General features: G+C 72.7%; 15 protein-coding genes. 12 read left to right on the top strand and 3 right to left on the bottom strand.

From position 1 onward, the window contains the following. Positions 1-3 precede the first annotated feature (3 nt). From ACFZDL_RS15630 to ACFZDL_RS15620, 3 genes are read left to right on the top strand one after another with little or no spacing between them, the layout of a single operon-like run. Positions 4-756: a lysophospholipid acyltransferase family protein gene (locus ACFZDL_RS15630; protein ID WP_353595373.1), complete on the top strand. Its 753-nt coding sequence runs from the start codon at positions 4-6 to the stop codon at positions 754-756. Continuing rightward, positions 753-1,754: an NAD(P)H-dependent glycerol-3-phosphate dehydrogenase gene (locus tag ACFZDL_RS15625; protein ID WP_391191242.1), complete on the top strand. Its 1,002-nt coding sequence runs from the start codon at positions 753-755 to the stop codon at positions 1,752-1,754. The genes ACFZDL_RS15630 and ACFZDL_RS15625 overlap by 4 nt, the downstream gene beginning before the upstream one ends. A 34-nt stretch (positions 1,755-1,788) precedes the next feature. Then, complete coding sequence (locus tag ACFZDL_RS15620; protein ID WP_353595372.1) at positions 1,789-2,961, top strand: D-alanine--D-alanine ligase family protein; 1,173 nt, start codon at positions 1,789-1,791, stop codon at positions 2,959-2,961. Positions 2,962-3,056: 95 nt separating this feature from the next. Here the strand turns inward: ACFZDL_RS15620 and ACFZDL_RS15615 are convergent, their stop codons facing one another. Further along, the gene (locus ACFZDL_RS15615; protein ID WP_353595371.1) at positions 3,057-3,575 is read right to left on the bottom strand and encodes a DUF3515 domain-containing protein; all 519 of its coding nucleotides are present in this window, start codon (positions 3,573-3,575) and stop codon (positions 3,057-3,059) included. Positions 3,576-3,594: 19 nt separating this feature from the next. Further along, the gene (locus ACFZDL_RS15610; protein ID WP_353595370.1) at positions 3,595-3,828 is read right to left on the bottom strand and encodes an Lrp/AsnC ligand binding domain-containing protein; all 234 of its coding nucleotides are present in this window, start codon (positions 3,826-3,828) and stop codon (positions 3,595-3,597) included. 137 nt (positions 3,829-3,965) lie between these two features. Here ACFZDL_RS15610 and ACFZDL_RS15605 point away from each other — a divergent pair, with 137 nt between their 5' ends. Together ACFZDL_RS15605 and thiD are read left to right on the top strand one after the other, a co-directional pair. After that, positions 3,966-4,934, top strand: a complete 969-nt coding sequence (locus ACFZDL_RS15605) for a thiamine-phosphate kinase (RefSeq protein WP_353595369.1) — start codon at positions 3,966-3,968, stop codon at positions 4,932-4,934. 80 nt (positions 4,935-5,014) lie between these two features. Continuing rightward, positions 5,015-5,827: a bifunctional hydroxymethylpyrimidine kinase/phosphomethylpyrimidine kinase gene (gene thiD, locus ACFZDL_RS15600; RefSeq protein ID WP_353595368.1), complete on the top strand. Its 813-nt coding sequence runs from the start codon at positions 5,015-5,017 to the stop codon at positions 5,825-5,827. Positions 5,828-6,001: 174 nt separating this feature from the next. On the opposite strand, the gene rpmB is transcribed toward thiD, so the two are convergent. Continuing rightward, on the bottom strand, positions 6,002-6,187 hold the full coding sequence (gene rpmB / locus ACFZDL_RS15595; protein WP_009714771.1) for a 50S ribosomal protein L28: 186 nt from the start codon (positions 6,185-6,187) through the stop codon (positions 6,002-6,004). Positions 6,188-6,435: 248 nt separating this feature from the next. Between rpmB and ACFZDL_RS15590 the strand changes: the two genes are divergently transcribed. The 7 genes from ACFZDL_RS15590 (at position 6,436) to rpmF (ending at position 13,976) form a co-directional block, all read left to right on the top strand. After that, positions 6,436-8,241: a DAK2 domain-containing protein gene (locus tag ACFZDL_RS15590; protein WP_353595367.1), complete on the top strand. Its 1,806-nt coding sequence runs from the start codon at positions 6,436-6,438 to the stop codon at positions 8,239-8,241. A 51-nt stretch (positions 8,242-8,292) separates the two neighbouring features. Then, a complete protein-coding gene (gene recG, locus ACFZDL_RS15585; RefSeq protein ID WP_353595366.1) occupies positions 8,293-10,524 on the top strand; it encodes an ATP-dependent DNA helicase RecG in 2,232 nt (743 codons plus the stop codon). A 120-nt stretch (positions 10,525-10,644) separates the two neighbouring features. Then, entirely contained in the window at positions 10,645-11,232 is a 588-nt protein-coding gene (rsmD, locus tag ACFZDL_RS15580) for a 16S rRNA (guanine(966)-N(2))-methyltransferase RsmD (protein WP_353595365.1), read from the top strand. Next, positions 11,229-11,738 (top strand): pantetheine-phosphate adenylyltransferase, encoded by a 510-nt coding sequence (gene coaD, locus ACFZDL_RS15575; protein WP_353595364.1) that lies wholly within the window; start codon positions 11,229-11,231, stop codon positions 11,736-11,738. Before rsmD ends, coaD begins: the two co-directional genes overlap by 4 nt. A 164-nt stretch (positions 11,739-11,902) precedes the next feature. Next, positions 11,903-13,015: a cell division initiation protein gene (locus ACFZDL_RS15570; RefSeq protein ID WP_353595363.1), complete on the top strand. Its 1,113-nt coding sequence runs from the start codon at positions 11,903-11,905 to the stop codon at positions 13,013-13,015. A gap of 194 nt (positions 13,016-13,209) precedes the next feature. Next, complete coding sequence (locus tag ACFZDL_RS15565; protein ID WP_353595362.1) at positions 13,210-13,800, top strand: DUF177 domain-containing protein; 591 nt, start codon at positions 13,210-13,212, stop codon at positions 13,798-13,800. A gap of 2 nt (positions 13,801-13,802) precedes the next feature. Continuing rightward, positions 13,803-13,976 carry a 50S ribosomal protein L32 gene (gene rpmF / locus ACFZDL_RS15560; RefSeq protein WP_065965136.1) on the top strand — a complete coding sequence of 58 codons (174 nt, stop codon included), beginning with the start codon at positions 13,803-13,805 and terminating at the stop codon, positions 13,974-13,976. Positions 13,977-13,986: the final 10 nt, after the last annotated feature.

Genomic DNA, 13,986 nt, shown 5'->3' with positions numbered 1-13,986 from the left:
CGAGTGTCCGGCCGCAGAATCGGCTTCTGGTACCGCATGGCGGCGGTCCTGGTGAAACCGCCGCTCGTGGTCCTCTTCAAGCGGGACTGGCGCGGAATGGAGCACATTCCCGCTCAGGGCGGATTTATCACCGCCATCAACCACAACTCACATCTCGATCCCTTCTCGTACGCCCACTTCCAGTACAACACCGGGCGCGTGCCGCGCTTCCTCATCAAGGCCGGCGTCTTCAAGGGCGGCTTCGTGGGCGCCTTCCTGCGCGGGACCTCCCAGATCCCGGTCTACCGGGAGTCCACCAACGCGGCCAACGCCTTCCGGGCCGCCGTGGAGGCGGTCAACAAGGGCGAGTGCGTGGCGTTCTACCCGGAGGGCACCCTCACCCGCGACCCCGCGCTGTGGCCCATGCGCGGCAAGACCGGCGCGGCGCGCGTCGCGCTGCTCACCAAGGCGCCGGTGATCCCGGTCGCGCAGTGGGGCGCCAACGAGGCCCTGCCGCCCTACACCAAGCGGCCCCGGTTCTTCCCCCGCAAGACGCTGACCGTGCATGCGGGCCCGCCCGTGGACCTGTCCGCGTACTACGGCAAGGAGCCCACCGCCGAGGTGCTGCGGGCGGCCACCGACGACATCATGGCGGCGGTCGCCGAACTCCTCTCCGAGGTGCGCGGGGAGCCCGCGCCCGCCAAGCGCTACGACTACCGGCCCGGAACGCCCCGCGCCGCCGAGGACCCGCCCGCGGCCGACGAGGAGAGCAAGTGACGCGCTGCGCCGTCTACGGCACCGGCTCCTGGGGCACCGCCTTCGCGATGGTGCTCGCCGACGCGGGCTGCGAGGTGACGCTGTGGGGCCGCCGTCCCGGCCCCGTGGAGGCCGTCAACACCACCCGCACCAACCCCGACTACCTGCCGGGGACCGAGCTGCCGCGGTCGGTGCGGGCCACCACCGACCCGGCCGAGGCGGCCCGCGGCGCCGAGTTCACCGTGCTCGCCGTGCCCTCCCAGACGCTGCGCGGCAACCTCGCCGAGTGGGCGCCGCTGCTGCCCGCGGACACCGTGCTCGTCTCCCTGATGAAGGGCGTGGAACTGGGCACCGCCAAGCGGATGAGCGAGGTGATCGAGGAGGTCGCCAAGGCGCCCGCGGAGCGGGTCGCCGTGCTCACCGGGCCCAACCTGGCCAAGGAGATCGCCGCCCGCCAGCCCGCCGCCTCGGTCGTCGCCTGCCGCGACGAGGGTGTGGCGCGCCGCCTCCAGGCCGCCTGCCACACCCCGTACTTCCGCCCGTACACCAACACCGACGTGGTCGGCTGCGAGCTCGGCGGCGCGGTCAAGAACGTCATCGCGCTCGCCGTGGGCATCGCCGACGGCATGGGGCTCGGCGACAACACCAAGGCGTCGCTGATCACCCGGGGCCTGGCCGAAACGACCCGGCTGGGGCTCGCCATGGGCGCCGACGCGCACACCTTCGCAGGCCTGGCGGGCATGGGCGACCTGGTCGCCACCTGCTCCTCGCCGCTGTCCCGCAACCACACCTTCGGCACCAACCTCGGCCGGGGCATGACCCTGGAGGAGACCATCGCGGCCACCAAGCAGACCGCGGAGGGCGTCAAGTCGTGCGAGTCCGTGCTCGATCTCGCCCGGCGGCACGACGTCGACATGCCGATCACCGAGACGGTGGTGAGCATCGTCCACGACGGCAAACCGCCGCTGGTGGCGCTGAAAGAGCTGATGTCGCGCAGCGCCAAGCCCGAGCGGCACTGACGAGCGCCGGACCGCAAGGTAACCTCAACGCGTTATGAGCAGCCAGAGCCCCGTTCCCAGCCCTGTCCCGCCCCCCTCCGACGGGGAGCCGCGGAAGCTGCGCGTCGCCGTCGTCTTCGGCGGCCGCAGCTCCGAGCACACCATCTCGGTGGTCACCGCAGGCGCGGTGCTGCGCGCCATCGACCGCGAGAAGTACGACGTGCTGCCGATCGGGATCACAGGGGACGGGCGTTGGGCCCTGACGGCCGACGAGCCCGACCGGATGGCCATCGCGGGCCGGGAGCTGCCCAGCGTCGAAGGCCTCGCCGAGTCCGAGGAGGGCTCGGTCCTGCTCCCGGTCGATCAGGGCAACCGCGAGGTCGTCTACGCCGAGCCGGGCGCGGTGCCCAAGGCGCTCGGCGAGGTCGACGTGGTCTTCCCCATGCTGCACGGCCCTTATGGCGAGGACGGCACCCTTCAGGGGCTGCTCGAACTGTCCGGCGTGCCCTATGTGGGCGCCGGGGTGCTCGCCTCCGCCGTCGGCATGGACAAGGAGTACATGAAGCGGGTGTTCGTCTCCTTCGGGCTGCCGGTCGGCCCGTACGAGGTGATCCGCCCCCGCGAGTGGGAGAAGGACCCGGCCGCCGCCCGGAAGAAGATCGTCGACTTCGCCGGTGAGCACGGCTGGCCCGTCTTCGTGAAGCCCGCGCGCGCGGGCTCGTCCATCGGCATCTCCAAGGTCGACGACATCTCCGGCCTGGAGGAGGCGATCGAGGAGGCGCGGCGCCACGACCCGAAGATCGTCGTGGAGGCGCTGCTGCGCGGCCGTGAGATCGAATGCGGTGTGCTGCAGTTCGAGGACGGCCCGCGGGCCAGCGTGCCCGCCGAGATCCCGCCGGTCTCCACCCACGACTTCTACGACTTCGAGGCGAAGTACATCGACTCGGCGGACGGCGTGGTGCCCGCGCCGCTCACCGAGGAGCAGACCCGTCGGGTGCAGGAGCTCGCGGTGCGGGCGTTCGAGGCGGCGTCCTGCGAGGGCCTGGTCCGCGCGGACTTCTTCCTGCTGGACAGCGGCGAATTCGTGATCAACGAGATCAACACCATGCCCGGCTTCACGCCCATCTCGATGTACCCGCGGATGTGGCAGGAGAGCGGGGTGAGCTACCCCGAACTGGTGGACCGGCTCATCCAGGCCGCGCTGCGCCGCCCGACGGGGCTGCGCTAGCCGACGGAGCCATGGCCCCGGGCGGTGCCCGCCCGGGGGGCACCTCCCAGCGGTAGCCGGGGGAGAACCGAGCCGCCAAAAAAGGGGGGGCCCGCTCAGACGACGCCCTCCGGCACGCTCTTCTTGACGGCGTTCGCCAGATCGGTGAGCGGGTTGACCTCAGGCGCGTACTTCCCGGGCACCGTCACCTCGACATACGCCTTGCGCAGTACGGTCGTGAAGCGGTAGCCGTCGTCCAGCTGCTCGGGGAGCCACTCCACGCCGTTGACCTCGGCCGAGGGCGCGTAGGGGTTGTAGTGCTCGGTGCCGGGCGTGAGATCGGCGGGCTTGGCGACCCCGCAGCGCAGCTTTATGGCGGGGTCGCCCCAGGCGGCGGTCAGCTCCGAAGCGGGCTCGGGGGTGCGCCGCTCCAGCCCCTCCACGGTCTTGGGAAGTTCCTTGTGCAGCGCCCGGCACAGCGAGGCCGTCTCCGCGTTCGGCTTGGGAACCGTGAGCGAGAGCGAGCCGTCGGACCCTCCGGTGAAGGAGCAGCCGGCCGCCGACAGCACGAGCAGCGCCGCGGCGGCGGACGTGGAGACGACCCCGCGGGTGGGGCTACGGTGTGCGCAATTCACGGGCTGAGCATACGGGGAGTCAGAGATGGACCACGGGGCAGGTCAGGGTGCGGGTGATGCCGTCCACTTGCTGGACCTTCGCGACCACCATGCGGCCGAGTTCATCGACCGTATCGGCCTGAGCGCGCACGATGACGTCGTACGGGCCGGTGACGTCCTCGGCCTGTATCACTCCGGGGATCTTGGCGATGACGTCGGCGACGGTCGACGCCTTGCCGACCTCGGTCTGGATCAGGATGTACGCCTGTACCACGGAACCTCCAGGGCGGCTACGAGGATCATGTGGGGAGAAGGGACGCCACGGTACCGCGTCGCCGAGCGACGCGGGGAGACCCGCGCGGCGTGCGCGCCGCGGCGGGCAGGGAGCGACAAGTGCGAAGGGGCAATGGGATGAAGGGCACCGTGGGCGAGTTGGGGGAGTTCGGGCTCATCAGAGAGCTCACCTCCCGGCTCACCACCACCCCGGCGGTGCGGCTCGGGCCCGGCGATGACGCCGCGGTCGTGGCCGCGCCCGACCGGCGGGTCGTGGCCAGCACGGACGTACTGCTGGAGGGGCGGCACTTCCGCCGCGACTGGTCCACCGCCTATGACGTCGGCCGCAAGGCCGCCGCCCAGAACCTCGCGGACATCGCGGCGATGGGCGCGGTGCCGACCGCGCTCCTGCTGGGCCTGGTGGTGCCCGCCGAATCCCCGGTGACCTGGCCCGTCGAGCTGATGGACGGCATCCGCGACGAGTGCCAGGTGGCGGGCGCGGCCGTGGTGGGCGGCGATGTGGTGCGCGGCGAGACCATCACCGTGGCGATCACCGCCCTGGGCGATCTGCGCAACCACGAACCGGTCACCCGATCCGGTGCCCAGCCGGGCGACGTGGTCGCGGTCACGGGCTGGCTCGGCTGGTCGGCGGCCGGCCACGCGGTGCTCTCCCGCGGCTTCCGCTCGCCGCGCGCCTTCGTCGAGGCGCACCGCAGGCCGGAGCCGCCCTACCACGCCGGACCCGCGGCCGCCGGGCTCGGCGCGACCGCCATGACCGACGTCAGCGACGGGCTGGTCGCCGACCTCGGGCACATCGCGGAGGCCAGCAAGGTCCGGATCGACCTGCGCTCGGGGGACATCGACATCCCCTCCCAGATGTCCGACATCGGGCAGGCGGTGGGCGTCGATCCGCTGCAGTGGGTGCTCAACGGGGGCGAGGACCACGCGATCGTGGCCACCTTCCCGCCCGACGCGAAGCTGCCCGCCCGCTGGAAGGTGATCGGCGAGGTGCTCAACCCCTCGGCGCTGCCGCAGGTGACCGTGGACGGCGCGCCCTGGCCGCACGCCGGCTGGGACCACTTCGGCAAGGACAAGGACGCCGACTAGCAAGGACGCCGACCAGCAAGGACGCCGATCAGCAGCGCCGACCGCAAGCCCCGCCCGGATCGCCGAGTAGATTCGGCGGCATGGCGACTCTCCCCGCATCCCCGCCCAGCGCACCGCCGCGCGTGCTCACCGTCGCCGGATCCGACTCCGGCGGCGGTGCCGGCATCCAGGCCGACCTGAAGGCGATGCTGGCCCTCGGCGTGCACGGCATGAGCGTGATCACGGCGGTGACGGCGCAGAACTCGCTGGGCGTGAGCGGCGCGTGGGAGCTGCCCGCCGAGGCCGTACGGGCCCAGTTCCGCAGCGTCGTCGACGACATCGGGGTGCAGGCGGTCAAGACCGGCATGCTGGCGTCGGCCGAGCTCGTCGAGACCGTCGCCGGGCTGCTCGTGGATGTCCCGGCCCCCGTCGTGGTCGACCCGGTCGGGGTCTCCAAGCACGGCGACTCCCTGCTGGCCACGGAGGCCCTCGACTCGGTCCGTACGCGGCTGCTGCCGGTCGCCACCGTGGCCACACCCAACCTGGACGAGGTCGCCCAGCTGACGGGCGTGGAGGTGGCGGCGGAGCGGGACCTGCGGCGGGCCGCCGGCGCGATCCTGGAATTCGGCCCGCGGTGGGCGCTGATCAAGGGCGGCCACCTCGACGGCGACGCGGTCGATCTGCTCACCGACGGCACCGAGGAACACTGGCTGCGGGCCGCACGCCACGACAACCGCCATACGCACGGCACGGGCTGCACCCTCGCCAGTGCCATCGCCTCGTATCTGGCGCTGGGGGCGGAGGTGCCGCGGGCCGTCACGGCGGCCAAGGAGTACGTCACGGGCGCGATCGCGGCCGGGTTCCCGCTGGGCCGGGGGATCGGCCCGGTGGATCACGGCTGGCGGTGGCGCTGACGCTACAGGCCGTGGCGCTGACGCTACAGGAGGGACAGGGCCGGTCTCAGCGCCGAGGGGAGACGGAACCCTGAGGGCATGCGAAAAGCCGGCCCACCCCTGAGGTGGACCGGCTCGGCAACCGGAAGGTCGCACTCGACACGCGCTCGGGGTCGCCCCCGGTCGCGCGGGAAGTCAGCGCGAGACCTTGCCGGCCTTGATGCACGAGGTGCAGACATTGAGCCGCTTCGGGGTCCGACCGACCACAGCGCGCACCGTCTGGATGTTGGGGTTCCAACGACGGCGGGTGCGGCGGTGCGAGTGCGAGATGTTGTTGCCGAAGCCCGGCCCCTTGCCGCAGACGTCGCAGTTGGCAGCCACGGGTTACTCCAAAGACGGGTCAACCCCGCTTGCGCGAGGAGACAGACACTTACGGTGAGCCCCAGCGCACAGGATCGTGAACGATCGGCGGTGCCGGGGGGAATGGCCCGATTCGCATCGGGCAACCGGAGCAGCATACAACGGCCGATCCGCTACCCCGAAATTACCATGGCCCCCGGGCCCGCGCTGCGGGTGGCGACTACCCTGCGATGACGGTCCCGCCCCCTGCCCTCCCGAGGAGGACGTACGTGCCGCACACGCTCGACGCCGATGCGGTACGCACCTGGTGCGGTCTGGCGCTGGAGGCGCTCGGCCGCGCCCGCGAGGAGATCGACGCGATCAATGTCTACCCGGTCGCGGACGCGGACACCGGCACCAACCTCTACCTGACGGTCGAGTCCGCCGCCCAGGCCGTGACCGCCGCCTTCGACGGCCACGCCGCCGCCCCGGGGCCCGCCGCCCGCCCGAGCCTGCCCGAGGCGGTGCGCGCCATGGCCCATGGCGCCCTGATCGGCGCGCGCGGCAACTCCGGCACGATCCTGGCGCAGCTGCTGCGCGGCATGGCGGACGTGCTCGCGGGCGGCGACGCCGGATACGGCCGCGGCGATGAGGGTGACGAGGGTGATGAGGGCGACGAGGGGGGTGTCGGCCGGGCCGGGGCCGCGGGCCCCCAGGGTGAGGCGGACGGCCTGCGCCGGGCCCTGCGCCGCGCGGCCGAGCTGGCGTACCGGGGCGTGGCCCACCCCGTCGAGGGCACCGTACTGACCGTCGCGCGGGCCGCCGCAGACGCCGCCGCCCGCGCCGAGGACGACCCGGCCGCGGTGGCCCGCGCCGCGTACGAGGGCGCCCGCGCCGCCCTGGAGGCCACCCCCGCCCAGCTCGGGGTGCTCGCCCGCGCGGGCGTCGTCGACGCGGGCGGCTACGGCCTGGTGGTGGTGCTCGGCGCGCTCGCCGAGGCCGTGTCGGGCCGGCCCCCGGCCCCCGCGGGCTGCCCGTCCGCCGGGCACGCGGCCGGCGCCCACGGCGCCGAGGGCCCGGCGGGCGCCGGGCCGGACGGCGGGCCCGCCTTCGAGGTGATCTATCTGCTGGAGGCGGACGAGACGGCCGTCGCCCGGCTCCGGGACCGGCTGGACGCGCTCGGCGACTCCCTGGTGGTCGTCGGCGGCGACGGACTGTGGAATGTGCACGTCCATGTGGACGACGCGGGCGCCGCCGTGGAGGCGGGCATCGAGGCGGGCCGCCCGCACCGCGTCCGCATCACCCACTTCGGCACGGCCGCCGCCCGCCGGGCCCACGCCGACGAGCCCTATCCCCGTCCCCGTACCGACGACGCCGGGCCGTGGCCGGGCCGGCCGGGCGCCCAGGAGCCCGAGGGCGCCCGTGCGGACCGCGCGCCGCGCGTCGTGGTCGCGGTGGTGCCCGGCGAGGGACTGGCCGCGCTGTGCGCCGAGGCCGGCGCGACCACGGTCGCCGCGCGGCCCGGGGAGCGCCCGGCCGCGGGTGAGCTGGCCGAGGCCGTACGCCGGGCCCGCGCCCCGGAGGTCGTCCTGCTGCCGAACGACGCCGAGCTGCGCCACGCGGCCGCTGCCGCCGCCGCCCAGGCCCGTGCCGAGGGCGTACGGGTGGCGGTCATCCCCACCCGCTCCCCGGTCCAGGGCCTGGCCGCGCTCGCCGTTCACGAGCCGGGCCGCAGCTTCGACGAGGACGTCGTGGCCATGACCTCCGCGGCGGGCGCCACCCGCTACGCCGAACTGGCCGTCGCCGAGCGCCAGTCCTGGACCATGGCCGGGGTGTGCCAGGCGGGGGACATGCTGGGGCTGATCGACGGCGATGTGGCGGTGATCGGCGACGGTCTGGCGGAAACCGCCGAGACCGTGCTGGACCGGATGCTGGCCGCGGGCGGCGAGCTGGTCACGCTGGTGCTCGGCGCGGACGTCCCCGACGGCGTCGCCGGGCACCTGGAGCGCCACGTACGGGAGGGGCACTTCGCGGTCGACACGGTGGTCTACCACGGCGGCCAGCCGGGCGTGCCGCTGATCATAGGCATCGAATAACCAGCGCATCCCGGGGCGGGACGGCCCCGCTTGTCGGTGCGGTGGTGTGCAATGGACAGCGTGCCCGCGCTGGATGAACCTCTGAAGAAAGTGCTCGGCGGCAACACCGCGAAGGTGATGGCCGACCACCTCGACCTGCACACGGTCGGCGATCTGCTGCACCACTACCCGAGGCGGTACGCCGAGCGCGGCGAGCTGACCCGGCTGTCCGACCTGCCCCTGGACGAGCATGTGACGGTCGTCGCGCAGGTCGCCGACGCCCGCGTGCACAAATTCGACCGCGGCACCAAACAGCGCCTGGAGGTCACCCTCACCGACGGCAGCGGCCGTCTGCAGCTGGTCTTCTTCGGCCGCGGGGTCTTCGGGGCGCAGAAGGAGCTGCTTCCCGGCCGCCGGGGCATGTTCGCGGGCAAGGTCGGCGTCTTCCGTAATGTGCGCCAGCTGGCCCACCCCGCGTACGAGCTGCTGGGCAAGGACGACGGCGCGGCGGCCGTGGAGGCGTGGGCCAACCAGCTGCGGCCGCTGTACCCGGCCTGCGCCCAGCTGGAGTCCTGGAAGATCGAGAAGGCCGTCGGGACGCTGCTCGACACCCTGGAGGCCACCGGCTGGGACGGCCTGGTCGATCCGCTGCCCGAGAGCCTGCGGCTCGGCCGCGGGCTGGCCGAGCTCCCCGAGGCGCTGCTGAAGATCCACCGGCCGCGCACCAAGACGGACATCGCGGTGGCCCGGGACCGCCTCAAGTGGGACGAGGCCTTCGTGCTCCAGGTGGCCCTCGCCCGGCGGCGCCACGCCGACGCCCAACTGCCCGCCGTGCCGCGCGCCCCCGCCGAGGGCGGCCTGCTCGACGCTTTCGACGCGCGGCTTCCGTTCACCCTCACCGAAGGCCAGCAGAGCGTCAGCCGGGAGATCTTCGCCGACCTCGCCACCGACCACCCCATGCACCGCCTGCTGCAGGGCGAGGTCGGCTCGGGCAAGACCATGGTCGCGCTGCGCGCGATGCTGGGCGTCGTGGACAGCGGGGGACAGGCCGCGATGCTCGCGCCCACCGAGGTGCTGGCCCAGCAGCACCACCGCTCGATCACGGAGATGATGGGCGACCTGGCCGAGGGCGGCATGCTGGGCGGCTCGGAACAGGGCACCAAGGTCGTGCTGTTGACCGGCTCCATGGGCGCCGCGGCCCGCCGTCAGGCGCTGCTCGACCTGGTCACCGGCGAGGCCGGGATCGTGGTCGGGACCCATGCGCTGATCGAGGACAAGGTCCAGTTCCACGACCTGGGCCTGGTCGTGGTCGACGAGCAGCACCGCTTCGGCGTGGAGCAGCGCGACGCCCTGCGCTCCAAGGGCAAGCAGCCGCCCCACCTGCTGGTGATGACGGCCACCCCCATCCCGCGGACCGTCGCCATGACCGTCTTCGGCGACCTGGAGACCTCCGTCCTGGACCAGCTGCCCGCCGGACGCTCCCCGATCGCCTCCCATGTGGTGCCCGCGAAGGACAAGCCGCACTTCCTGGCGCGGGCGTGGGAACGGGTGCGTGAGGAGGTGGCGGCCGGCCACCAGGCGTATGTGGTGTGCCCGCGGATCGGCGACGACGAGGAGGACGAACCCAAGGGCGCGGCACGCAAGTCGGCCAAGCCACCAGGCAAATCCCCCGAGGACGAGGCCGAGAAGAGGCCGCCGCTCGCGGTCCTCGACATCGCCGAGCAGCTTTCCAAGGGCCCGCTGCGGGAGCTGCGCGTGGAGGTGCTGCACGGCCGGATGCAGCCCGAGGCCAAGGACGAGGTGATGCGCCGCTTCGCCGCGGCCGAGGTGGACGTCCTGGTCGCCACGACGGTCATCGAGGTCGGTGTCAACGTGCCCAACGCCACCGCCATGGTGATCATGGACGCCGACCGCTTCGGCGTCTCGCAACTGCACCAGCTGCGCGGCCGCGTCGGCCGCGGCTCGGCCGCCGGCCTGTGCCTGCTGGTGAGCGAGATGCCGGAGGGCAGCCCCGCCCGCGCCCGGCTCGGCGCGGTCGCGGCCACGCTGGACGGCTTCGAGCTGTCCCGGATCGACCTGGAGCAGCGGCGCGAGGGCGATGTGCTGGGGCAGGCCCAGTCCGGGGCGCGCTCCTCGCTGCGGGTGCTCGCCGTCATCGACGACGAGGAGGTCATCGCGGCGGCCCGGGAGGAGGCGGCGGCCATCGTCGCGGCCGACCCCGAGCTGGCTGGATACCCGGAGCTGCGCACCGCGCTGGACGCGTTCCTGGACGAGGAGCGGGAGGAGTACCTCGAAAAAGGCTGACGAGGGCCGACAAGGGCTGGGCCGGGGCCGGATCCACGGGGCGGGACGCCATATCGTGGAGGGGCAGCGGTCTCGTACGGCCCGCCGCTACCCCTCCCACCGCGAAGGACTGCGTCACCGATGACCCGCGTGATCGCCGGAGCCGCCGGCGGCCGCCGCCTGGCAGTGCCGCCGGGAAACGGCACCCGACCGACCTCGGACCGGGCGCGCGAAGGCCTCTTCTCCACCTGGGAGTCGCTGCTGGGCTCGCTGCGCGGGGCCAGGGTGCTCGACCTCTACGGCGGCTCCGGCGCGGTCGGCCTGGAGGCCCTTTCGCGCGGCGCCGAGCATGTGCTGCTGGTGGAGTCCGACGCGCGCGCCGCCCGCACCATCCGGGCGAACATCCGGGCGCTCGGCCTGCCCGGCGCCGAGCTGCGCACGGGCCGGGCCGAGCAGGCCGTTGCCGGACCGGCCCCCGCGAGCGGACCGTACGACGTGGTCTTCCTGGACCCGCCGTACGCGGTCGCCGACGAGGAGCTGCGGGAGATCCTGCTCACACTCGCCGGTAACCGGTGGCTCGCGCCCGACGCGCTCGCCACGGTGGAGCGGAGCACGCGAGGCGGAGATTTCGGGTGGCCTGCCGGTTTCGAGGGCTTGCGGGCCCGTCGCTACGGCGAGGGCACGCTTTGGTACGGTCGCGCCGCCTCGACGTGCGACAACGCGTCATGACCGGACCCGAGAGCGAGGAACCACCAGTGCGCCGCGCAGTCTGTCCGGGGTCCTTCGACCCCGTCACCAATGGGCACCTCGACATCATCGCCCGAGCGTCCAAGCTGTACGACGTCGTCTATGTCGCCGTGATGATCAACAAGTCCAAACAGGGCCTGTTCACGGTGGATGAGCGGATGGACCTGCTCCGCCAGGTCACCGCCGAGTACGGAAACGTCTCGGTGGAGAGCTTCCACGGCCTGCTCGTGGACTTCTGCAAGGCGCGTGAGATCCCCGCCATCGTCAAGGGGCTGCGGGCGGTCAGCGACTTCGACTACGAGTTGCAGATGGCCCAGATGAACAACGGCCTCTCGGGGGTGGAGACGCTGTTCGTGCCCACCAACCCCACCTACAGCTTCCTCTCCTCCAGCCTGGTCAAGGAGGTCGCGACCTGGGGCGGAGACGTCTCCCACCTGGTGCCCCCGGTGGTGCTCGACGCCCTGACCGAGCGGCTGGGCCGGCGCTGACCCGCTGACGGCCGGGCCGACGGGTGTCGGGCGGGACCCGCTGGCCGTACAGTCGTCCCCGGCCGTTCCGGCCGCCCCGTTCGTTCCCTCACGTTCCGTCAAGCCCCGTCAAGTTCCGTCAAGCCCCGTCAAGTTCCGTCAAGAGAGAGTGGCGAGCACCCAAGGTGGACGTGCAGAAGAAGCTCGACGAGATCGTCGGCGCCGTCGGCAGCGCCCGGTCCATGCCCATGTCGGCCTCGTGCGTGATCAACCGCGCCGAGCTGCTCGCCATGCTCGAAGAGGTGCGCGCCGCTCTGCCCGACTCCCTCGCCCAGGCACAGGATGTGATCGGCGGCCGCGACCGGATGGTCGAGGAGGCCCGCCAGGAGGCCGAGCGGATCATCGAGTCCGCGCACGCCCACCGGGGCTCGCTGGTCTCGGACACCGAGGTGGCCAGGAAGTCCCAGGAGGAGGCCGACCGGATCCTGGAGGAGGCCCGCCGGGAGGCCGAGGAGATCCGCGCCGAGGCCGACGACTACGTCGACAGCAAACTCGCCAACTTCGAGGTCGTGCTGACCAAGACCATCGACTCCGTCGACCGCGGCCGCGAGAAGCTGCTGGGCCGCGCCGCGGGCACGGAGCAGGACGGGGTGGCGGGGCAGCTCGAGGACGGGCCGGAGCGCAGCGCCGACCCCCAGACGCTGCGGCACCGCGCCGACGAGTACGTGGACACCAAGCTCGGCGCGGTCTCGGCAGTGCTCACCAAGACGCTGGAGGCGGTCGGCCGGGGCCGGCAGAAGCTGCTCGGGGCCCGCGCGATCGACGAGCTGGGCGCGCATCTGGCCGCCCAGGACGCCCACGGCCAGGTCGGCCACCAGACCAGCGACGACGATTACCTGGCCGACCTGGCCCAGTCCCAGGCGCAGCCGCCCTCGGCGCGGCCCGAGCCGGTGCCCGACGCCTCCCAGTACTACGCGGCCACGGCCGGCTATCAGCAGCAGGACGCGTACGGCTACCAGCAGCAGGGCTACGTCCAGCAGCAGGACCCGTACGCGGCGGCCCAGGGCGGCTATCAGCAGCAGGACGCGTACGGCTGGCAGCAGCAGCCCCAGGGCTACGACCCGAGCGGCTACGCCCCCGAGCAGCAGCCCCAGCAGCCCCAACAGCCCCAGCAGCAGTTGGAGCACCAGCCGCACCACCAGCACCAGCAGCCGGCCGCGGCCCTCGACGAGACCAGCCTGTTCGACACCAGCATGATCGACCTGGACCAGCTGCGTCAGTACGAACAGGGCCGCTGAGCCCCGGACAGGGCCCGGCCACCGCAGCGGGGGCGGATTGGGTCTACGGCCGCCGGTCCAGTATCCTGGCTGTTCGGTCGCGCGTACGTCCGCGATCTCGGCTGCCCGCTTCGTAGTACGAGCGTCGGGTGGCCCGCCGCAGCCGTAGAAAGCAGGAAGCCCTGAACGCCCGCCTCGACCACCGTGCCCCTCTCGTGTTCGACACACGCGAGCTGGGCCGTCGTCCAGGTGCGCTCAAAAGGCTCTCCCGTTCGGTCCCGGCCCCCAAGGACCTCGGTATCGAGGTCATCGGGGTGCGGGAGGGCGCGACCGTCGAGCTCGACCTCCGCCTGGAGTCGGTCATGGAGGGGGTGCTTGTCACAGGCACCGCCCGTGCACCGCTGACAGGGGAGTGCGTAAGGTGTCTGGAGCCGCTGGAGCGGGAGCTCGAAGCGGACTTCCAGGAGATGTACTCCTACCCCGACGCCGATGACCGGAGCCGCTTCGCGGACACCGGCGACGACGCCGAGGACGAGGACACGCTCTTTCTCGAGGGCGACCTGTTCGACCTCGAACCCGTGCTGCGGGACGCGGTGGTGCTGGCACTGCCGCTGCAGCCGGTGTGCCGGGAGGACTGCCCCGGGCTGTGCGCCGAGTGCGGCGCGCGGCTCGAGGAGGACCCGGACCACCATCACGACGCCGTCGACATCCGTTGGGCGGCACTGCAGGGACTCGCCGAGTCCGTTTCGGACGGCGAGAAGGACAACGCACCCCGCGAGCGCGGGGATGACTCACAGGAGAAGTAGCCGTGGCTGTTCCGAAGCGGAAGATGTCGCGCAGCAACACGCGCCACCGCCGGTCGCAGTGGAAGGCTGCGGTCCCCACCCTGGTGGCGTGCGAGCGCTGCCACGAGCCGAAGCTGCAGCACATCGCGTGCCCGAGCTGCGGCACCTACAACCGCCGCCAGGTCCTCGAGGTCTGATCGGCGGGTG

It is taken from the genome of Streptomyces sp. NPDC007917 (assembly GCF_042959105.1).
GTDB lineage: Bacteria > Actinomycetota > Actinomycetes > Streptomycetales > Streptomycetaceae > Streptomyces.
This window is presented reverse-complemented; position numbering and strand designations above follow the sequence as displayed.

Coding starts and splice junctions, on each gene's coding strand:
- coaD (WP_353595364.1), top strand. CDS start 11,229: ATGACCGGACCCGAGAGCGAGGAACCACCAGTGCGCCGCGCAGTCTGT.
- recG (WP_353595366.1), top strand. CDS start 8,293: ATGGACAGCGTGCCCGCGCTGGATGAACCTCTGAAGAAAGTGCTCGGC.
- ACFZDL_RS15605 (WP_353595369.1), top strand. CDS start 3,966: ATGAAGGGCACCGTGGGCGAGTTGGGGGAGTTCGGGCTCATCAGAGAG.
- rsmD (WP_353595365.1), top strand. CDS start 10,645: ATGACCCGCGTGATCGCCGGAGCCGCCGGCGGCCGCCGCCTGGCAGTG.
- ACFZDL_RS15620 (WP_353595372.1), top strand. CDS start 1,789: ATGAGCAGCCAGAGCCCCGTTCCCAGCCCTGTCCCGCCCCCCTCCGAC.
- thiD (WP_353595368.1), top strand. CDS start 5,015: ATGGCGACTCTCCCCGCATCCCCGCCCAGCGCACCGCCGCGCGTGCTC.